The following is a 20,443-nucleotide window of genomic DNA, read 5'->3' as shown; positions in this document are numbered from 1 at the left end:
TTTTTTTTCAAAAAATTGAGTCCTGTAATCTTAATACTTATACAGAACGGCTGTTTTATCCTTTATTTCAAACCGGAGCAAGGCGACGTTATGCATGATTTCCAGTATCTGGGAAATGGATTCCTCGTGAAAACGGGCGGTAAATTTTTGATCCAGAATTTCCGGGTCTTTCACTTCGAAGGTCATGCCATGCCAACGTTCCAGCTTTTTCAGGACTTCCGCTATCGGTGTCTCGTCGAAAATCAACCAACCGTCTTTCCAACCTAGGATGGGTAAAGTCTCGGCCGGGACAGTCAGATTGACTTTTTGCCTCTCTTTTTTCTCTATCCAAATTCTTTCGTTGGGTTTGACTTTGATTTCTTCCTGTTTCGAATGCTTGGTCCGCAAGACGGTGATATTACCGGATAGTAATAGGGCAGAGACATTATCGTCGTTTTTATAGGAGGTCAGATTAAATTTAGTCCCTTTGACGATAACCTGAATTCCGTTTTCCAATTTAACGATCATCGGTTTTTCGGGATTTTTTACTACATCGAAATAACCCTCACCCGAGAAATTGATTTCCCGGCTGTCTCCGGAAAATTGTGCCGGGCATTTCAATTCACTGTCAGAATTTAACCAAACGATACTTCCGTCAGGGAGCGTGACCCGTCCTTTTACTCCTTTATTGGTATGGTATTCCAATTGGGCTAATTGCTGATTTTCCAGAAAATGGATTTCTTGCCGATAGTCATTGAATTGATGGAATATTTGAAAGGAAAGAAGCAGGATCAATGAAGCGGCAATGCCATAACCCAGGATTCGCCGGTTTTGTTTACGGTGGCGGATTTTGCGGGAGTATTGTAGTACGCTCGCTTCCGGAGCTTTGGTCTCGGGTAACTTACTTATGACCCATGTGTTTTTTAATCGATTGAATTTCAGTCGATTGTCAGGATGCTCTTCCAGCCAATTCAGGATCCTTATTTTCTCCCCCTCTGTCGCTTGTCCCGTTATATATTTGAGTAATAACTCTTCATTCATAAGTATTGGGAATCTTTTTGGTAAATATACACTTAAATCTACAACTACCCTAAATAAAATTTTGGATTTTTTTAATTTAAGTGAGTAAAGGGATTAATCCGAAACACAAAAGTATCAGGTAGTCTTTCAGTTTATGCCGCATGTGAGCGAGTGCTTTAGTCATGTGGTATTCGACGGATTTGACCGATAAATCGATTTCCTGTGCGATTTCTTCATAGGTCATTTCCTGGTCCCGGCTCATTTTATAAATTATTCTCGTTTTTTCGGGCAACTCAGAGAGGGCCTGTCCGATCAGTTGTTCCAGTTCCTGCATTTGAACGGTATCGAAAGTTTCGTCGGAAAGAGCCGAATAATTAGCCATGGTTTCCCGGGCTGTCAGGCTATCGCTATATTTTTGTTCTGCGATCTTTTTTCTTAATACATTCAGGCATTTGTGTTTGGCAATGGTTAGAATAAAAGCTTGTACGCTGAGGTCCGGACGGATTTCAGTTCTTTTTTCCCATAATGTAACGAACGTTTCCTGAGCAATTTCGCGGGCTTCTTCCGGATCGGGAAGATATTGCTGTGCAAAAAACAGGGTACGCGTGAAATAATCCCGGTATAATCCTTCGAAGAAGGTCACTTCCGCTGACTTCAGGAATTTATGGATACTATTCCTTAAAGGTTTCATGTTGTTTTTCTCCCGTTTTTATGATAACACCACATTATCATGAATCGACAAAGATAAATAAAAGAGAAAGAGGATTTTACATCGTATTCAAAAAGGTTGTGAAAAAATAATAAGATTCGGGTAGTCAAATAAAAAAAACTGCCCGGTTTTCCGGGCAGTTCCCTCATGGTAAGGTGAGAAAAAGGTTTATAATTGATGAATTGTTTTAAGTTCGGCCATACCGGTTTGTACGGCTTCGATATTCATCGGTATTAAATTGTGGTGACGGGCCGGAAGAGATTTCTTCAACCCTTTCTCCAAATTATCCAGGTTAATGATCGGTTTTACTTTCAGGAATCCTCCCAATATGATCATGTTGAAGATTTTCGGATTACCTCCCTCAGCAGCCAGGCGGGCACCTTCGATCTGATAGATGTTGATGTCTTTCCGGGTAGGATGGTGGGTAATACCGTTCGGATCGTATATCAGGGTTCCTCCTGCTTTTACCAGGGGCTCGAATTTATCCATAGACTGCTGGTTGAGTACAATGGCCGAGTCGAAGGCATTCAATACCGGTGAACTGATCCGTTCGTCACTGATGATCACCGTAACATTGGCTGTACCTCCGCGCATTTCAGGACCGTAGGAAGGCATCCAGGATACTTCCTGATCTTGCATGATGCCGGAATAAGCCAGGATCTTTCCCATAGAAAGTACCCCCTGTCCTCCGAATCCGGCTATAATAATTTCTTCTGTCATAAAAACAATAATTTACATTTTTGGTCTTTAGTCTCTAGCCTTTTAGCTTTTAGCTTCCAGCCTTTCGCCTTTAGCATTCTAGCCTTTTTTTTAGATGTCTTTGATGTCCCCGAGCGGATATTTTTCAAACATATGTTCTTTCATCCACTTATTGGCGTCGACGGGAGTCATCTTCCAACCGGAGTTACAAGTACCTACAACTTCTACGAAGGAGAGGCCTTTTTGTAAACGGGTATTTTGGAATGCCTTTTTCAGCGCATTTTTTGTTTTCCGTACAGCAGCAGGTGTTTCTGCACTTTGACGGGTAACATAACAGGTTCCGTCGAGTTGTGCCAATAATTCGGTGATCTTCATCGGGAAACCATTCAGTTTGGCATCACGTCCGTATGGTGTGGTCGAGGTCACCTGTCCCAACAAGGTGGTAGGAGCCATTTGGCCTCCGGTCATACCGTAAATAGCGTTGTTAATAAAAACCACTACGATATTTTCTCCCCGGTTACAAGCATGCATGATTTCTGCACATCCGATAGATGCCAGGTCACCGTCTCCCTGATAAGTAAATACATATTTTTCGGGGTGCAGGCGGCTGATGGCGGTAGCTACGGCAGGTGCACGGCCGTGAGCGGCTTCAGCCCAGTCGATATCGATATAATTGTAAGCGAATACGCTACATCCTACCGGAGAAACACCGATGGTCTGATCCTGGATGTTCAGCTCTTCGATCACCTCCGCGATCAATTTATGAACTACGCCGTGAGTACAACCCGGACAGTAGTGCATAACGTTGTCAGTGAGGAGTTTGCTCTTTTGGAGTACGAGGTTTTCCTCTTTTATAATGTCTGTTAGTTCCATCTTATCGTTCCTCTTAAATCTTAAATTTATTTTTCAGTGCTTCCACGATCTCTTCCGGAGTAGGTACAACACCACCCATACGGCCGTAGAAATCTACTTTCACTCTTCCGTTGACAGCCAACCGTACGTCTTCAACCATTTGTCCGGCACTCATTTCTATTGAAAGGAAACCTTTGGTTTTAGCGCATAGATCCGAAATGGCTTGTGTCGGGAAAGGATAGAGGGTGATCGGACGTAACAGTCCTACTTTGATACCTTCCTGGCGGGCTAATTGGATGGATTTTTGGCAAATACGTGCACAAGAACCGTAAGCTACGAAAATGTAGTCGGCATCCTCACAATTGAGTGCTTCGTAGCGGACTTCGTTGGCTTCGATTTCGCGGTATTTCCGTTGAAGTTTTTCGTTGAATACTTCCTGACGGTGTGCTTCCAGTTCCAAAGAAGTGATGATATGATGATTCCGGTTTTTCTTTTTACCGGTCAGTGCCCAATCGCCCGATATTTTTTCGATTTCTTCATCTGTCCATCTCGGCGTATAGTCCGGAAGGACTACTTTTTCCATCATCTGACCGATCACGCCATCGGCCAATACCATAGCCGGATTACGATATTTAAAAGCCAGCTCGAAACCCAATACGACAAAATCACTCATTTCCTGAACCGATGCGGGGGCAAGAACGATCAGGTGATAATCACCGTGTCCACCACCTTTGGTCGCCTGAAAGTAGTCACTTTGTGAAGGTTGAATCGTACCTAAGCCAGGGCCTCCACGCATAACGTCGACTACCAAGCAAGGTAATTCCGCTCCGGCGATATAAGTGATACCTTCTTGTTTTAAGCTGATACCCGGACTAGAGGAAGAGGTCATTACTTTTTTACCACAAGATGCACCGCCATATACCATATTGATCGCGGCCAGTTCGCTTTCTGCCTGCAATACCACCATGCCTGTCTCTTCCCATGGTTTACGCAGCATGAGGGTTTCCATGACTTCAGATTGCGGGGTAATCGGGTAACCAAAATAACCATCGCATCCGCAACGAATGGCGGCTTCTGCGATTACTTCATTACCCTTCATTAATTTTACTTCTGCCATTTTTTCGGTAGTTTTATATTATTCTACATTTTTTTTATAGACAGTGATTACAGAGTCGGGACATACCAGACCACAGCTCGCACAGCCGATACAAGCTTCGGGATTTTTCATATAAGCATAGTGATAACCCTTTCCGTTTACATCCGGATTCAGCTCGATCACTTTAGTCGGACATGCTACGACACACAGACTACATCCTTTGCAATGTTCGGTGTCTACAACAATTGCTCCTCTGAATTTTGCCATAATCTTAATAAATTATAATTTGTCGAATATTGATGTAATATTATTACGCTTTGTTATTTAATTCGGGTATAAAATTACATTTTAAAATCAAATCCGCAAAAAAAGATCAAATTATTTTCATTTTAAGCTGAAAACTGCACATCTCCCCGAAGAGTGAGAAAATATTTAGCGTTTTTTGCACAATTGTCACTCCCTATAATTCGGTTGGGGTGTGATCTTTGGCAAACCGTTCGATCCGGTCTTTCAATGTGTCCATTTGGTCCAGTCCGACTTGGGATACACAAGCTCTTAATCCTTCCCGGGTACTTCCGCATCCTTTTAATGTGATGGAAGAAATCCCATAATAAAGAAGTTCTTTAGCTAATTCTGCTCCTGTCATTCCCGGATAATAGATGGTAAAATAGAAACCGTCCGCTACGTCTTCATGTCCGTCTCTATCGTACACGACTTTGAAACCGGCATTTTTGTAAAGGGTCTTCATGATTTCAGCCCGTTTGCCGTATTCCCTGACATCTGTCAATATATTGATCGTTCCCTCGTTGGCGGCTTTCAATACGGCTGCTACGGCATATTGAGGGGAATGAGCGGTACCTGATGTTTGGGTATATATCAATTTATAGGTAATGGTATATCCCAGCTTGTCGGCTTTATAGCGTTCTTTCAAATGTTCGTATTTCTTATGGAATAAAGCATCGGAAATACAGAGCAGCCCCAGGCGCTGGCCGGCATAGCTGAATAATTTCGAACTGGATATCATAAAAATATAATTATCCGTATATTTCGCTACAGTCGGTTGGAAAGGAGCCTTACCCGGATGAGACAGATCCTTGCGGAAATCCATGGCAAAATAAGCCAGGTCCTCGAGAATAATGGTATCGTATTCGGTTGCCAGTTTGCCGATGACTTGTAATTCGAAATCCGTCAGGCATACCCAGGATGGGTTGTTCGGATTACTATAAACGATGCCGGCGATATTCCCCCGGTCCAGGTATTCCCGTAGTTTAGCTTCCAGTTTTTCTTCCCGGTATTCATAGATATCGAAGGTTTGATAAGGCTTGCCGATGACTTCGAGTTGGGTTTTCTGTACCGGAAATCCCGGATCTATAAATAAAATCGTGTCTTTCCCCTTATGGCATTCGGTCAATGCCATGAAAGCGACATAAGATGCTTGCATGGCACCTACTGTCGGGATGATTCCTTCTGGCCGGATATCGACATCCATGAAATTTTTTACAAAACGGGAAGCTTCTTCAGAAAGTACCGGATAACCTTCCAGCATCGGATAAAATTGGGCTACTCCGTGTTTTAATGCTTCGATTTCGGCTTCTGTTCCGATACGGGAAGGAGCCAGACCCGGAACACCCATTTCCATTCGGATGAATTTTTCGCCGGTGGCTTTTTCCAGTAGATTAGCTATTTTTACCGTGTCGCGGATAGAAGCATCGTCTAAATTACTTACTCCGCATTGAGCCATCGTGGTGTCAACCAGCTGTTTATCAATCAGATTATTTTGCATGATATGATTTAGTTTGTTGCTTTCATTTTGAAACAATAATACAAAAATTAATTGAAAAAATACAATGATATGGTGATTTTAACTTATAATTAATCAAATTTGTATCGTTTGCAGATTAAATCTAGGTTTGATTTTTCCCCTTTCTATTCCGATTCCGGTTTTTATACCGTCAGACCGGTTCGTTAAGGCTTTCCTTCATTGACCGGCGGAAGCGACCGGGGCTCCGAACGCGATCACCGAAGACGAATAAGTACAACAATAATGCTACCTTTTAAAGTAGTTTCGACGTGTTTTTAAAGTTGAGCTTAATCAATTTTGATTGCTGTCGTTTTATTTTGGGGGAATCCGTTGTTTGGCAAATAAACCGATCCTTAAATAAATGAATAAACAATTTTTTCCCTTAAATTTGTCGGGTTAACTAATTGGTGACGGAGTGAATCTTGAATTATTCATAGCAAGAAGATTATTGAAGGGAAAACAAAACGGAGCGGTATCTGTGCCGATTGTAAAAATTGCGTTAGCCGGTATTGCGCTAGGAGTTTGTGTGATGCTGCTTTCGATCCTGATTATTACCGGTTTTAAAAATGAGATAACCACTAAATTGTCGGGATTTATGGCTCATTTGAGCATTACGGCTTATGATCATGAAGATGCTTATTCGGGAAGTGAGATCGAGCTGAACGATTCTTTGTTGGAAGTGGTCCGGAGAGTGTCCGATTTAAAGCAGATGTATGCTTATGTGACAAAACCGGCGATCTTGAAGAGTAAGGAAGAAATTCACGGTGTAATTTTGAAAGGTATGGATTCCTCTTACGATGCTTCTTTCTACCGGAAGCATCTTCGGGAGGGCGAATACCCTGATTTTTTTCAGGCCGAACCTTCTCGTGAGGTGTTGATCTCAGCTGCTGTGGCGGCTATATTGAATGTCAGTCCCGGTGATAAAATTACGGCACATTTTGTACAAGATCCGCCGAGAGCACGGGTGTTTACGGTGAAGGGAATTTACGATACCGGTTTTAAGGAGTATGACGATATGCTGGCGGTGTGTGACATCAGGCATTTACAGAAATTGAACAATTGGGCGCCCCGGGAGGTTTCCGGTATTGCTGTGGAACTGAACGATATGAAACGCATATTAGAGGTGGAGACGGAGTTGGACGACACCTTGCCCATGAATCAGGATGACGATTTTTATAAAATCACTACTTTGCGGGAAACGGCTCCTCAGGTCTTCGATTGGTTGAATCTGTTGAATATGAATGTTTGGATCATCCTGACGCTGATTGTTGTGGTTGCCGGTTTTAATATGGTGTCGGGTTTGTTGATCCTGATTTTGGATAAGACCTCCTTTATCGGGATTTTGAAAGCTTTGGGATATCGGAATATACGTCTGAGGAGATTGTTTTTATATATAGCTGCCGGATTGATTGGCAAAGGGATGGTGGTAGGTAATATTTTGGCTCTTACCTTAGGTGGTTTGCAGGCTCTGTTTCGGATTGTCAGATTAGATTCGGCTACTTATTATATGGATACGGTGCCGATTTATTTCGATTGGGTCTATATTATTTTATTGAATGTCGGAGTGTTGGTGGTTTCGGTGTTGATGTTGGTCGTGCCGACGATGTTGATTTCCAGGATAAAACCGATTAAAGCGATTCGTTTCGAGTAACGTGAAGTAATGAAGATGAATTTTAAAGCATATATAGAAAAATGGATTATTCCGCATCGGCGCGGGATTATGGGTACCGTGATTTTTCACTTGGTCCTGGCTATTTTTTTATTGAGTATGGAAATTTCCCGGATTCAGGTTCATACGGAGATGGAAATCGTTATGGATACCCCGACTCCGGAGGAGAGGCAGAAAAAAGAGGAAGAGCAGCAACGAAAAGAGGAAATTCGTCAAAAGACTTCTCAGGAAGAGGTCGAACGCATGTTGCGTTCCATTGCTGTCAATGAGAATGCCGTACAGCCGGAAAAGAGAGCGGAAGCCAGTGTACAGCAATATGTGGACGAGATTTTGAAGGAGTTGGAAGAAGAAGGAAATAGCGGACGTTATAAAGCCCAACGCGATAAAAATTACCAAAAAGACAGTTTGCAAAATGATCGCGATAAACGGGAACAGGAACTGGATTCTTTGAAATCTACTTTTTATGCCGGTGAAAGTAGTGTCAGTTATAATCTGAAAGACCGGTATGCCCGTTTTCTGCCGATTCCGGTATTTAAATGTGAATATGGAGGTAAAGTTGTAGTCGAGATACTGGTTAATCCGAAAGGTGTGGTCCAGAAAGCTAAAATTTTGGAAGATCAGTCTCAGTCGGACGACTGTTTGTGGCGGGTGGCTGTCGATGCTGCTAAACGTTCGCGTTTTAATGAAAAACCGGACGCCCCTGCGCTGCAGAAAGGTACGATCACTTATAATTTTGTAAAGCAGTAAAATAGGTTTTTTGTTTTTTTACATTAACTTTGCTATCTGATGTGTGATAGTGTCTGATCTGTTAATTATTGTAGTGTATGGGATTATTTTCTTTTTTATTTTCTAAGCATAAACTACTTCGTACGACCTATGAAGCGGAAACTTTCAGAGCCGTATTCCGTGAAGATGAAGAATTGTTTCTGAGGGTGGAAAAAGGGGAAGAGCTAAAACGTTATCGCGAGCTTGAAGAGTATGTAAATAGTGCTCAGTTTAAGGAAAGACGGAAAGAAATCGAACAGCTCTCTTATAAGGACAGCGAATATTATAAAGCAGAACGGCAATATAAAGCTTTGCTCAAGGTGCGTAAGTTACAATCTTATCTGTTGATTGCCGATTCTGAAGAATTGAAGGGGTATGAACGGGTAAAAGCTTTGCCTGAATATCAAGAGTATCAGAAGCTGAAAGTGATGGTTATGTCGGCCGGTTTCGATAAGAAATTACATGCCGTCGAATATAAAGCTTATCAGGAAATTATTCGTCAGCCGAAGATCGCTGCTTTGATCAAATTAGAGAAATTACGTCGTTTTAAAGAATACCGTGAGGTTAAAGATACGGATTTGCCACAAAAGTTTACGCATTTGGAAACTTATATCCGTTCGGAAGAATTCAAGCGAAACAGAGCTTATCTCTTGAATAAAAACCGGTATCAGACGACCGAAGATTATCAATTACTTTGCGAATTCGATGCTTTGAAAAAGCGCCCCGAAATAGCTAAATATATCTTATTGGCTCAGGACCCTTATTTTAATAGTATGAGGAGATGGCAATTGGTGTTTGAAGACGATTTCAATCAGGGACGCCTGGATGAAACCAAATGGATTACCCGTTATTATGCCGGAGAGCGGTTTTTGAACGATACCTATGGGGTGGGAGAGGATATGCAGTTGTACTCACCGGATAATATCACCTTCGGTGAGAGTGCGGTTTGTCTGAATTTTAGAAAAGAATCGATCATCGGAAAATATTGGGACCGGCAGGTAGGAATACGGGAGAAAAAATACGATTATTCCTCTGCTATGATTAGTTCTGCCACTGCTTTGAGGCAGCGCTACGGTCGTTTTGAGGCTAAGATTAAGCTGAATCGTTGTGCCCTGACTTCTTGTTTTTGGATGCTGGGGGATACAGAGGTGCCTCATGTGGAAATCATGAAGTGTGAGGCCGATGGAGTACATATGGGAAGAGTGTATTCTTATCGTACAGCGGTCAATAAAGATATCCAATTAATCAAAGAGCTGGAGCTCGATAATGCCTATTATATTTTCACTTTGGAGTGGACGGAAAATAAAATGGTGTGGATGGTAAACGATCTGGTGGTGAAAGAGGAAACCGAACATATCCCGGACGTTCCGATGTATGTCGTTTTCTCTTTGGGAACCAATAAAGAACCTCTGGAAAAACAGTTACCCGCACGTATGGAAATAGATTGGTTCAGAGGATATCGTCTGAAAAGTTGAATATGATGGGGTCGGATGGCTAAAACCTGAATTTATGACACGACAGCTTGGATTGCGAATCGGAAGATGGCTAAAAGACAGATTGTTGTCTTCGGGAAGGGCTGTTTGTGAATTGTTTTACCCCCGGATATGTACCGTTTGCGGGGAAAGCCTGATGAAAGGTGAAGTGTATTTGTGTACCGCCTGTCTGGCTGATTTCCCGTTTTCCGATCAGGCCTATGCTATTCAGGAAGATGTGTTGTTGAATTTCGATGCCGCTTACCGGCCTGAAAAATTATTCTCTTTGTTTTATTATAATAAATTCAGCCCCTATAAAAATTTGATTTACCGGATTAAATATCGTTCTCATCGGTCTCTGGGTATCTATCTCGGCCGTTTGCTGGGAGAGAAGATTAAAAATGAATGTGAGGCAGATTGTATCATTCCGGTGCCTTTACATCCCAAAAGGGAAAAAGAAAGGGGATTTAATCAAGCCCGGGAAATTGCTTGTGGTATGGCCGAAACGATAGGAGTAGACATTTATGACGATGTGCTTTTCAGGGTTCGGAACAATGCATCGCAAACCGGGAAGAATGCAAGCGAAAGGCTTAAAAATGTCGAGCATATTTTTGAGTTGCGCAATCCCGCTAAAATTACAGGAAAAAAGGTATTGTTGGTCGATGACGTGATAACGACAGGAGCTACGATCGGTGCTTGTTTGCAGGTTTTGGCTCAGGCAGGAAATGTGCGTTTCTCTTTAGGGTGTCTGGCTCAAACGGTCTGATTTTTTCTTTTCACTTTTTTCCCTTTAACTATTCCCCTTTTGTCCGATATAGTTTATCTTTGTAAATTGAGATCTGACTGAGTAAATAGATAATAGGGATGAAGAAGAACGACGATAGAGCTTTCAGCTGGGAGTGGCTGGCTATGTTAGTTATGGCAGTAGTGATTTATGCTTGTGCCAGCCGGGGATATCCCGAAGGTGGACCCAAAGATACGACCCCACCCCAAGTGATCCTCGAAGAACCGGCCTCTTTTACTAAAAATTTCGATAAAAAGCGGGTGAACATTTATTTCGATGAGTTTGTCCAGCTAAAAGATATTAACGAGAAGTTCATTATTTCTCCGCCTCAAAAGAAAAAACCGAAGCCTCGTTTAAAGGGGAAATATGTACAAGTCGAATTTGTGGATTCCTTGAAACCGAATACCACTTATACCTTGGATTTTGCAGATGCTATATCCGATAATAACGAGGGAAATCCTTTGGGATTTTATCGCTATGTATTTTCTACCGGGAATGAAATCGATTCGTTGGAATTGAGCGGACAGGTTGTGAATGCGGAATCCGGCGAACCGGTTTTAAATGTATATGTCGAATTGTATTCTAATCTGGCGGATTCGATGCCTTTGCTGGAGGTGCCTGACTATGTCGCCCGTACGGATAGTTCCGGTTTTTTCCGTTTGACGAACTTGAAAGATACGATTTATCGTGTCGTGGCGATTCAGGACGATAACCGGGATTATAAATATACGCCCGAAGCAGAAATGTTTGCTTACCTGGATACCTTGGTGCGTCCCGTGGTGATGACTATGACCCGGGTAGATACGTTCCGGGTTGTCGATAAAATCGTCGGGCAGGACACAACGATGAAGGATAGTATCGTCACACAGGAATATCTGGGATTTGGGCCTAACAATCTTTATCTGCGTTTGTTTCAGGAAAAGCTGACCCAGTTGTATATGACCGATGACGACCGGAAGGAACGGGAACGCCTCGATTTTATCTTTAGTATTCCGGAAAAGAATGAGTTTAAGGCCCGTTTGTTCGATACCTTGTCGACGGAACCGCTACCGGAGGATTGGTATGTGTTGGAACATTCGGCCGGAAACGATACATTGGCTTTGTGGATTAAAGATTCTACCGTGTATAAAAAAGATACCTTGAATGTTATCCTTTCTTACTTGCGGACAGATAGTACCGGTCGGTTGACGACCTTTGCCGATACCAGCCGCTATACATTTAAAGACAAAAAGAAGCCCGACAATAAGAAGGGCAGGAAAGACGAACCTGAAACTCCGGCGATTGAGTTTGTGGAAATAAAATCGAATGCCGGTAACGATTTTGATTTGGGTGCCCGTTTGTGGTTGGAATTTAACCGGCCGGTCGACAAGGCGGGCTTGGAGAATCTGCATATATCGGAGAAAGTGGATACACTTTATCAGCCGCTGAAATTTACCCTGGAAGAAGATAGTCTGAAGATCCGGCGTATTTATATCGATGCTTCCTGGAAAGCCGGGCAGGAATATATGTTGACTTTGGATTCTGCTTCTGTCAACGATATTTATGGACGGCATAATAACAAACTGGAGAAAAAATTCAAAGTGCGTCAGGAAGAATTTTACGGGAAGATTATGCTCAATGTGAGTGGCGTGCAGGGACAGGTTATTCTACAACTCTATAAGTCGGATAATGGGAAATCTGAGAATGGAAAACGTTCTTATGCAGTGGTACAGGAGCAAATTATCAACCAGGATGGACAGGTCACTTTCCCGTTGATTCCCGAGGGAAAATACAAGTTTAGGGCGATCTTGGATACCAATGGCAATGGAATTTGGGATACCGGTTTGTATTTGAAGAACCAACAGCCTGAAGAAATCGTTTATTTACCTGTCGAAATCAGTGTCAAACAAAATTTTGATATTGAGCAGGAATTTAATTTGTTGAAGCCGTATAAGGATGAGAGTGATAAATAGAAGGATATGAAAAAAATTTGGATATTGATGTTGTTATTGGGGGGAAGCCTGTCGCTTTGTGCCCAATCGAAATACCCGCCTATAGAAGAGTTGGTATATACCGGATATTATAACTGGGGATTTATTTGGGTCAAGGCTGGGCGGGTGGATTTTTCGTTGACGACTTCCGAAAAATATCCGAATGCCGAACGTTTAAAAGCTGTGGGTTATTCTTTACCTTCCTGGGATTGGATATTCACGATCAGGGACACCCTGATATCGCATTTTGACAAGAATACTTTTATGCCCTATGAATTTTCGAGAAAAGCTCATGAAGGGAATTATCATAAGACTTTCGATTATACATTTCATTATGACGATTCTGTCGTATTGGGAGATATCCATCGGATTGGAAAATTCAGACGGACAGATACAGTGAAACTACTCGGTCAAACCTATGATATGCTTTCGGTTGCCTGGATGGCCCGGGAGTTGGATTTTGATAAATACCAAAAAAACGACTTGATTCCGATCCGGATTTTGATCGATAGTAAAATTTATGATTTGTATATCCGTTATCTGGGTGTGGTGAAAAGCAAGATTGCCGGCCGGAAACAGGAATGTTACGTTTTTTCTCCCTTGTTGGTTGAAGGTGAGGTATTCAAAGGAGGCGAAAATATGAAGATTTGGTTGAGTAAAGACGAATATCGGCTTCCTTTGATGGTCGAAGCGAAAATTCTGGTCGGATCGGTAAAGGCGATTTTAGATCGTTCGGCTAGTAAATACGGGGATTTTACAGAATAAGTTTAATGTATATTTTAAATCATAATAAAATGAAGATACGAATATTAGTCAGTCTGCTGGTGTTGACCCTGAGTTATTTTTTGTTCTCTTGTAAAGAAGGTGGCGGTGCCCGGCGGTCAGCTTTACCTCCTGTCAGCGGTTCTACGAATGAACTGCTCGTCGTTATGCCGAAAACTTTGTGGGAAGGTCATGTCGGGGATACTATCAAGGAATTTTTCGGACAGCCTCAATTGGGCTTACCTCAGGGCGAACCGGTCTTTGATTTGATTAATCTTCCGCCTTCTAATTTCGAAAAAAATGTCCGTTTTCATCGGAATATACTGACTGTTTCGATTAAGGATAAAGTCGATACGGCTTCAATCGTGTTTCACGAGAGTCCCTGGGCTCGTTCTCAGAAGATTTTTCAAATCAGTGCACCGGATGTAGAGGCATTTTATAAAATCTTCAATGCCAATAAAAATAAAATGATGAACGTGTATCTCAAGGCAGAACGTGACCGTTTGATCGAGGTATACAAGAAAACACCGGATACGAAGATATTCAATATGTTTAAGAATAAGTACGACCTCCTGTTGTATTGTCCCGGAGGATATTATATAAATAAAGATACTTCGAATTTTGTATGGATTTCTTCCGAGACCCGGGTCGATAGCAAGGGGATCATTTTTTTTGAGGAAAAATATGAACATGAAAGTCAGATGGATTACCAGATTATCCTGGACCGGATGAATGAAGAGTTGAAGAAATATATTCCGGGACCCCGGGATAGTACCTGGATGGCTTTGGATCTGAAGACTCCGATGACTGCTGCTTTTTATAAATATGACGGAATTCATTATGCTTTGCTTATCAGAGGTTTGTGGACTGCCGAAAATGATTTTATGGGGGGGCCGTTTGTTTTGAATGTCGTATTGGATGAAAAGAATAGCCGTATCATCTATATGATGGGCTATGTATACGCTCCCGATGGTAAAAAACGGAATATGTTGAGACAAGTGGAAAGTATTGTAAATTCTATGAAAATCGATTTCCCCGAGGAAGAAAAGAAATAAAGGGATAATGAGAGAGTGCATTTTTTTTCTGTGTTTGTGGTGTGGAATAATCGGAGGGGCTGAAGCCGTTTCTCCGGGTATTCAGCATTTTGACCGATACCGGAGTTTGTTGGAAGGCAAAAAGGTCGGGATTGTGGCTAATCAGACTGCTGTGCTGGAAACCGGGGACGGATATAAGCATAGTGTCGATTTCCTGCGTGATCATCGGGTACAATTGATACGTATCTTTTGTCCGGAACATGGGTTCAGAGGAGATGCCGATGCTGGGGAAACGGTGGGTGATTACCGGGATCGGCAGACCGGTTTACCGGTCATTTCCTTATACGGAAAGAAGAAAAAACCGAGTCCGGCGGATTTGCAGGGATTGGATGTGGTTGTTTTCGATATGCAGGATGTCGGTGTCCGTTTTTATACTTATCTCTCTACTTTACACTATGTGATGGAGGCTTGTGCCGAGAATCAGGTTCCGCTTGTGGTTATGGACCGTCCGAATCCGAATGCTTTTTATGTAGACGGGCCTGTATTGGAAATGAAATACCGGTCTTTTGTCGGAATGCATCCGGTTCCTGTCGTTTATGGGATGACTATCGGTGAGTATGCCCGGATGATTAATGGAGAAGGTTGGTTGAAAGATAAAAAGAAATGTGATTTGACGGTGATTCCTTGTCAGGGATGGAAGAGGAGTATGACGGTAGATTTACCCCGGAAACCTTCTCCCAATTTGCCCGATAAAGTGTCGGTCATGTTGTATCCTTCGGTTTGTTTTTTTGAAGGAACGGTAGTCAGTGAAGGGCGTGGGACCTATACTCCCTTTCAGGTATTCGGGCATCCCGAATTGAAAGGTATGCCTTATACTTTTGTACCCGAAAGTATTCCCGGTATGAGTAAAAATCCCAAATGCCTGGGATTGAAATGCTATGGCATGGACCTGAGGAATAAATACGATGAGGTGAGAGAGGGACAACGGTTACGTGTGGATTGGTTACTATTGGCTTATCGGAATTATACCGGAAAAACTCCTTTTTTCACTTCTTTTTTCGAGAAATTGGCCGGGACAGATCAACTCAGAAAAGATATTGAGGCAGGTAAGAGCGAGCAGCAGATAAGAGCTGCCTGGCGTTCTCCATTGGAAGAGTTTCAGAAAATCAGAGAGAAGTATTTGATCTATAAATAAATTATTGAATTAGTGGATTGAAGATGAAAAAGTCACTGGGAAAACGGGTGTTGAAATGGACTCTCTGGAGCCTGTTAGCTTTAGTGGTACTGATTTTGGTCGGTGTCACTATTGCTATTCATTTTATCTTTACCCCGGCAAAATTAACTCCTTTGGTAGAGAAGACTGCAAAAGAATACCTGAATGCCGAGGTACATTTTGGAAATATTGAATTGACTTTTTTCTCTACTTTCCCGGATTTTGGAATTCAATTGGACGATGCTTCTGTTATTTCCGGGACATTCCGTGATAGTACGGCTAATAGCGAGCCGACCATGCAGGATTCCTTGATGAATATAAAATCTTGTCTGTTGACTATAAATCCGATCGCTTACCTGACTAAAAACCGTATTGTGGTGAAGGATTTCGTATTGGAACAGCCGGAGATATATGCTTATGTAGATTCGGCCGGTGTTCCCAATTGGGATATACTCCGGATAGCGGCAGATACGACTACTGTAGATACAACGATGGCGGATACCACTACTTTCGATTCGGGAATACGTTTGCGGAATGTTAGAATCCGGAATGGAAGGCTTGTTTTCGATGACCGGAATACGCGTTTGTATACCCGATTGACCGGAATAAACCTTGGAGTAGATGGCTATCTGGGTAAACGCCGTTCTCGGCTGAAACTGGATTTTTCAACTGAAAACGTATTGTTTTGGCAAGAAGGACAGTTGCTGGTCAACCGTTTGGCTTTCGGAATAGAAACCGGTATGAAAATCAACCGGGATTCCTTATTATACACTTTGGAGAAAGCCGTAGTCGATGTAAACGGTATCCGTTTCGGAGCCGGAGGAACTTTAAGAGGAGATACCGTAAATCATACTTTACTGGTGAATTTAAAGTATGGAATACATATTCCGACATTAAAGACACTATTGGACTTGGTGCCCGATACTATTCTGCATAAGACTGAAAATGTGGAGGTGCGGGGAGATGTATTGTGCCAGGGAGAGATTAAAGGTATTTACGGTCAACAGAATATTCCCTTGCTGACTTCTGAATTTCGGATCAAAGATGGCTTTATCGCTTATCCCGGTATGCCTTCGAAAATCGATACCCTGAACGTAGATCTTTTTGCTTTGATCGATTTGCAGAAAGAACAGGAGTCTTATGTGAATTTGCGGAATTTCTGTATGAAAGGTGGAGGTATCGATATCGATATGGCAGGCGATGCCGAACGCTTGTTGACAGCACCTACCCTGAAAGCTGAAGTAAAGGCTTTGGTGAATTTTGAAGAATTGACAAAAATCTTTCCCTTGGCGGATGGAATTACTTGCCGGGGTACGCTGAATACTTCTTTAAAAACGGATGTCCTGGTCGAAGATGTCCGGAATGCTGATTATGGGAAATTGAGAATCGGCGGGTGGTGTCAAATGAAGGATGTGAATATTTTTATCCCCAAGGATAGTATCGTTATGAATGTTAAGTCGGCAGGACTGGTTTTTGCCGCTAACCGCAAGAATACGAAGTCTGTCCAGGGAACGGATTTATTGAACGGTGTGGTCGGTTATTCCGGATTGGATATCCATGTCCGCAATAAGGTACGTTTGTTGATGGATACGACTTATCTGGCGCTGAGAACTTCGCCATTGAAAGATACTTCTGTAGTGGCTTCCATGGGGGCTAACCTACATTTGGGACGGATGGTGTTTATCGTCCGTGATACTTTGCTGGTGGGGTTGAAACAGGCGAATGCTAAAGCTTCGCTGTTGCCCTCGAAGCGTAATAAAAAAGTTCCTCAGATCAATGCAGAACTGCAGGTGGATAGTTTGCGCTTGCGAGCTATGGGCAACCGTTTGAATTTTGCCAAGGCAGAGGTACAAGTCGAGGCTGTCCGGAGTAAACGTAATACGAAGATCTGGCTTCCGACAGGATACGTCGATTTTACCGGTCTAAGGGCTTATACGCCTTATTTTCCGGTGCGTATGCGGATGCCGGGTACCCGATTGAGATTCGACCGGAATGAAATTCAGCTGGATTCGGCCGTGCTGCATCTGGGGCGTTCGGATTTGCGGCTTACCGGAAATGTGACTAATCTGGCTAAGTCGTTCTTTAAGAAAGAAGAACTGAAAGCTCAGTTGCTGGTTACTTCCGATAGAATAGATTGCAATCAGCTGATGCGGGCGATGGAAAGAGGAACGGCCTATATGGAGAAGGTGAAAGCCGGTTTCCGGGATACGATTTCTACAGAATTGGACGATATGGATGAAGTTCCTGTTGTCAGTGATACTACTGCTTTGGAAGGAAGTAATTGCTTGTTTGTGGTTCCTCCTGGTATCGACTTTACTTTCCAGACCGATATAAAGAAAGTATTGTTTGGAAAATTGCAAATGGATAGTATTCATGGAGAAGTAGTTATGCGCAATCAATGCATCCAGCTATCGGATCTGGAATTACGTTCTTCGGCTGCCAATATGAGTACCACGGCTCTGTATCGGGCGACAGATACCACCAAGGCTTATGCCGGTTTTGCTTTGCAGATGCACGACATTCGGATCGATAGTCTGGTTGGACTGATCCCTTCTTTAGATACGCTTTTCCCTATGCTGAGGTCGTTCGAGGGACTGGTGGATTTTCACATTGCTGCAGATTCGTGGCTGGATTCTGCCATGAACATCGATTTGCCGACTCTAAGGGCTGCGGCTTATCTGGACGGCCGCGATCTGGTGCTGATGGATGGGGAGACTTTTGCTGAAATTTCGAAAATGCTGATGTTTAAGAATAAAAAGCGGAATATGATCGATAGTATTTCAGTAGATTTAATGGTGAAGGATGGGACGATCGAGATATTCCCTTTTCTGGTAGAAATCGACCGTTATAAGGCTGCTGTCGGCGGACAACACAATATCGATATGACTTTTAAATATCATATCTCTATCCTGAAATCACCTTTGCCTTTCCGGGCCGGTGTGGATATTTCAGGGAATCTCGATAAGATGAAGTTCCGTATTACGAAAGCGAAATACAAGGATCTTTTTATCCCTTCGCGAAAAGCTAAAGTCGATAGTACACAATTGAACCTCCGGCAACGAATGCGCACGATATTAAAAGAAGGAAAAGGATAGAAAAAATGTTCGATTAAATCAGTCGAAAGTTTATAAAGTCCATAAAGTTTATAAAGTCAATGGACCCTGCGGGTATTTTGTTAATTGACAATTGTCAAATGACAGTTGTCAAAATATTTTCGGACCTATGGTCTCTTCTTTATTTGTCTGATAATCAATGATAATCTTCTTTGTTCTATTTCTCATTTTTCTTTCCTTTTTTATTTCCTAATGGAAGAGAAGCTTCCAGAAAATTGTCAATTGTCAATTATCGTTTGTCCATTTTTCTTTTGACAGAAATCCGCCAAAAGAAACGAACGATTAAAGTTGTTTTGCTGTTTAAATTGATAGGTTGTGAAAGTTATAAAAGAATATTCCTCGGAGGAAGTAATTGAAGGTCTGCAAAAAAAAGATAAAGAGGTTTTCCGTTTCCTTTTTGAAAAATATTTTGGGCAATTGGTGCATTTTGCCGAATATTTTTTGCTTGAAAGAGAGGCGGCAGAGAATGTTGTACAGGATTGCTTTTTAAAACTTTGGGAGAAAACTGATTTTTCCAATATTCGTAATTTTAATTCTTATCTTTTTGTACAAGTTAAGAATATTTGTTTGAATAAGATCAAACATCTTCAGATAGAAGATAAACATAAGTCCTGGCTGATGGAAGCTTATTTGTATGCAGAATTACCGGAAGTTGAATATGACGAGAGGTTGATAGATAAGGTATGGAGAGTTGTAAATGAATTACCTGAGCAAACCCGTTTGATTTTTATTGCTTGTGTCGTTGAAGGGAAAAAATATAGAGAGGTTGCGGATGAGTGTGGAATCTCTGTCAATACGGTAAATACTTACGTGAAAAGAGCTTATAAATATTTACGGAGACGTATGGGGCTCTCTGTTATACTTTTCTTGTATTTCATAAGTGAAAATCGATCTAAGAAATTTTTCAAAAATAAATAATTTTTGTCACTGTGTTTAGGTGTACGGTTGTCCTCTCATTGATGAACGGATAATGTAACACTATGGATAGAGAATTATTGGTCAAATTACTAAGGAATGATCTGACCGAAGAGGAGGCTCGTCTAGTGAAAGAGTGGCTTGATTTGTCGGAGCAAAACCGACAATACTATGCTGCTTTTCAGTTAATGTGGGAAAAGAAAAAGAAATTGCCTGTTGATGTGGAACGGAATTATACGGAACTGTTTCATAAGCGGAAGAATGTAAAAAGGAATATATATGCATGGCATTGGAGAGCCGCTGTAATTGTTTTGTTATTAGGGACTTCTCTGTATATAAGTAAGTATTATATAAATCGCCAGGCTGAACAGGAGAGGCCCGTTGCCGGTTTGGAGACAGAAGCTGTATTGCATACAGGTGACAAAGAAACTTTTGTGATTTGTAAAAAGGAGGAGAGACAATTAATCCGACATGAGGGAATGATTATAGAACGACGGAATAAAACTTTGAATTACAATGTTTTACAGGATAGCTTGACCCAAAAGTCCGAATTGCATGTATTGGAAGTTCCGCATGGAGGGGAATTTTTG

The 20,443-nt window shown here is 42.0% G+C and carries 17 protein-coding genes and 1 pseudogene; 11 read left to right on the top strand and 7 right to left on the bottom strand.

Features of this window, described 5'->3' with window-relative positions; genetic code table 11:
- Positions 1-30 precede the first annotated feature (30 nt).
- The 7 genes from WS42_RS09635 to WS42_RS09605 all read right to left on the bottom strand — a co-directional run bounded on the left by WS42_RS09635 (position 31) and on the right by WS42_RS09605 (position 6,138).
- Positions 31-1,020: a FecR domain-containing protein gene (locus tag WS42_RS09635; RefSeq protein ID WP_022161148.1), complete on the bottom strand. Its 990-nt coding sequence runs from the start codon at positions 1,018-1,020 to the stop codon at positions 31-33.
- A 76-nt stretch (positions 1,021-1,096) separates the two neighbouring features.
- On the bottom strand, positions 1,097-1,690 hold the full coding sequence (locus WS42_RS09630; RefSeq protein WP_022161147.1) for an RNA polymerase sigma-70 factor: 594 nt from the start codon (positions 1,688-1,690) through the stop codon (positions 1,097-1,099).
- Between the two features lie 186 nt (positions 1,691-1,876).
- Entirely contained in the window at positions 1,877-2,428 is a 552-nt protein-coding gene (locus WS42_RS09625; RefSeq protein WP_013613346.1) for a 2-oxoacid:ferredoxin oxidoreductase subunit gamma family protein, read from the bottom strand.
- Between the two features lie 90 nt (positions 2,429-2,518).
- A complete protein-coding gene (locus tag WS42_RS09620; protein ID WP_013613347.1) occupies positions 2,519-3,280 on the bottom strand; it encodes a thiamine pyrophosphate-dependent enzyme in 762 nt (253 codons plus the stop codon).
- Positions 3,281-3,293: 13 nt separating this feature from the next.
- The gene (locus tag WS42_RS09615; RefSeq protein WP_013613348.1) at positions 3,294-4,376 is read right to left on the bottom strand and encodes a 3-methyl-2-oxobutanoate dehydrogenase subunit VorB; all 1,083 of its coding nucleotides are present in this window, start codon (positions 4,374-4,376) and stop codon (positions 3,294-3,296) included.
- An 18-nt stretch (positions 4,377-4,394) separates the two neighbouring features.
- A complete protein-coding gene (locus WS42_RS09610) occupies positions 4,395-4,622 on the bottom strand; it encodes a 4Fe-4S dicluster domain-containing protein (RefSeq protein WP_013613349.1) in 228 nt (75 codons plus the stop codon).
- 193 nt (positions 4,623-4,815) lie between these two features.
- The gene (locus WS42_RS09605; protein ID WP_046403087.1) at positions 4,816-6,138 is read right to left on the bottom strand and encodes an aminotransferase class I/II-fold pyridoxal phosphate-dependent enzyme; all 1,323 of its coding nucleotides are present in this window, start codon (positions 6,136-6,138) and stop codon (positions 4,816-4,818) included.
- A 433-nt stretch (positions 6,139-6,571) separates the two neighbouring features.
- Between WS42_RS09605 and WS42_RS09600 the strand changes: the two genes are divergently transcribed.
- The 11 genes and pseudogenes from WS42_RS09600 to WS42_RS09550 form a co-directional block, all read left to right on the top strand.
- Positions 6,572-7,807: an ABC transporter permease gene (locus tag WS42_RS09600; protein WP_022161145.1), complete on the top strand. Its 1,236-nt coding sequence runs from the start codon at positions 6,572-6,574 to the stop codon at positions 7,805-7,807.
- Positions 7,808-7,822: 15 nt separating this feature from the next.
- Positions 7,823-8,572, top strand: a complete 750-nt coding sequence (locus WS42_RS09595; RefSeq protein ID WP_229053052.1) for an energy transducer TonB — start codon at positions 7,823-7,825, stop codon at positions 8,570-8,572.
- A gap of 77 nt (positions 8,573-8,649) precedes the next feature.
- Positions 8,650-10,065: a glycoside hydrolase family 16 protein gene (locus WS42_RS09590; protein ID WP_013613353.1), complete on the top strand. Its 1,416-nt coding sequence runs from the start codon at positions 8,650-8,652 to the stop codon at positions 10,063-10,065.
- 34 nt (positions 10,066-10,099) lie between these two features.
- Positions 10,100-10,828, top strand: a complete 729-nt coding sequence (locus tag WS42_RS09585; protein ID WP_013613354.1) for a ComF family protein — start codon at positions 10,100-10,102, stop codon at positions 10,826-10,828.
- A 98-nt stretch (positions 10,829-10,926) separates the two neighbouring features.
- The gene (locus WS42_RS09580; RefSeq protein WP_022161143.1) at positions 10,927-12,798 is read left to right on the top strand and encodes an Ig-like domain-containing protein; all 1,872 of its coding nucleotides are present in this window, start codon (positions 10,927-10,929) and stop codon (positions 12,796-12,798) included.
- A gap of 6 nt (positions 12,799-12,804) precedes the next feature.
- Positions 12,805-13,581, top strand: a complete 777-nt coding sequence (locus tag WS42_RS09575; protein WP_022161142.1) for a DUF3108 domain-containing protein — start codon at positions 12,805-12,807, stop codon at positions 13,579-13,581.
- A 29-nt stretch (positions 13,582-13,610) separates the two neighbouring features.
- The gene (locus WS42_RS09570; RefSeq protein WP_022161141.1) at positions 13,611-14,633 is read left to right on the top strand and encodes a DUF4837 family protein; all 1,023 of its coding nucleotides are present in this window, start codon (positions 13,611-13,613) and stop codon (positions 14,631-14,633) included.
- Positions 14,634-14,640: 7 nt separating this feature from the next.
- Positions 14,641-15,807, top strand: coding sequence for an exo-beta-N-acetylmuramidase NamZ family protein (locus WS42_RS09565; protein ID WP_022161140.1), 1,167 nt, complete (start codon positions 14,641-14,643; stop codon positions 15,805-15,807).
- A gap of 23 nt (positions 15,808-15,830) precedes the next feature.
- On the top strand, positions 15,831-18,920 hold the full coding sequence (locus WS42_RS09560) for an AsmA family protein (RefSeq protein ID WP_022161139.1): 3,090 nt from the start codon (positions 15,831-15,833) through the stop codon (positions 18,918-18,920).
- A gap of 333 nt (positions 18,921-19,253) precedes the next feature.
- The gene (locus WS42_RS09555; protein WP_022161138.1) at positions 19,254-19,856 is read left to right on the top strand and encodes an RNA polymerase sigma-70 factor; all 603 of its coding nucleotides are present in this window, start codon (positions 19,254-19,256) and stop codon (positions 19,854-19,856) included.
- A gap of 62 nt (positions 19,857-19,918) precedes the next feature.
- Positions 19,919-20,443 (top strand): annotated as a pseudogene (locus WS42_RS09550) (hypothetical protein); the annotation flags it as partial.

This window comes from Odoribacter sp. N54.MGS-14 (assembly GCF_000980295.1).
Taxonomy (GTDB): domain Bacteria; phylum Bacteroidota; class Bacteroidia; order Bacteroidales; family Marinifilaceae; genus Odoribacter; species Odoribacter splanchnicus.
This window is presented reverse-complemented; position numbering and strand designations above follow the sequence as displayed.

Bases quoted from the DNA above. Each gene is read 5' to 3' on its own strand.
- WS42_RS09630 (WP_022161147.1), bottom strand. From the start codon at position 1,690: ATGAAACCTTTAAGGAATAGTATCCATAAATTCCTGAAGTCAGCGGAA.
- WS42_RS09620 (WP_013613347.1), bottom strand. From the start codon at position 3,280: ATGGAACTAACAGACATTATAAAAGAGGAAAACCTCGTACTCCAAAAG.
- WS42_RS09625 (WP_013613346.1), bottom strand. From the start codon at position 2,428: ATGACAGAAGAAATTATTATAGCCGGATTCGGAGGACAGGGGGTACTT.
- WS42_RS09560 (WP_022161139.1), top strand. From the start codon at position 15,831: ATGAAAAAGTCACTGGGAAAACGGGTGTTGAAATGGACTCTCTGGAGC.
- WS42_RS09585 (WP_013613354.1), top strand. From the start codon at position 10,100: ATGACACGACAGCTTGGATTGCGAATCGGAAGATGGCTAAAAGACAGA.
- WS42_RS09575 (WP_022161142.1), top strand. From the start codon at position 12,805: ATGAAAAAAATTTGGATATTGATGTTGTTATTGGGGGGAAGCCTGTCG.
- WS42_RS09605 (WP_046403087.1), bottom strand. From the start codon at position 6,138: ATGCAAAATAATCTGATTGATAAACAGCTGGTTGACACCACGATGGCT.
- WS42_RS09615 (WP_013613348.1), bottom strand. From the start codon at position 4,376: ATGGCAGAAGTAAAATTAATGAAGGGTAATGAAGTAATCGCAGAAGCC.
- WS42_RS09590 (WP_013613353.1), top strand. From the start codon at position 8,650: ATGGGATTATTTTCTTTTTTATTTTCTAAGCATAAACTACTTCGTACG.
- WS42_RS09565 (WP_022161140.1), top strand. From the start codon at position 14,641: ATGAGAGAGTGCATTTTTTTTCTGTGTTTGTGGTGTGGAATAATCGGA.
- WS42_RS09580 (WP_022161143.1), top strand. From the start codon at position 10,927: ATGAAGAAGAACGACGATAGAGCTTTCAGCTGGGAGTGGCTGGCTATG.
- WS42_RS09595 (WP_229053052.1), top strand. From the start codon at position 7,823: ATGAATTTTAAAGCATATATAGAAAAATGGATTATTCCGCATCGGCGC.
- WS42_RS09570 (WP_022161141.1), top strand. From the start codon at position 13,611: ATGAAGATACGAATATTAGTCAGTCTGCTGGTGTTGACCCTGAGTTAT.
- WS42_RS09610 (WP_013613349.1), bottom strand. From the start codon at position 4,622: ATGGCAAAATTCAGAGGAGCAATTGTTGTAGACACCGAACATTGCAAA.
- WS42_RS09635 (WP_022161148.1), bottom strand. From the start codon at position 1,020: ATGAATGAAGAGTTATTACTCAAATATATAACGGGACAAGCGACAGAG.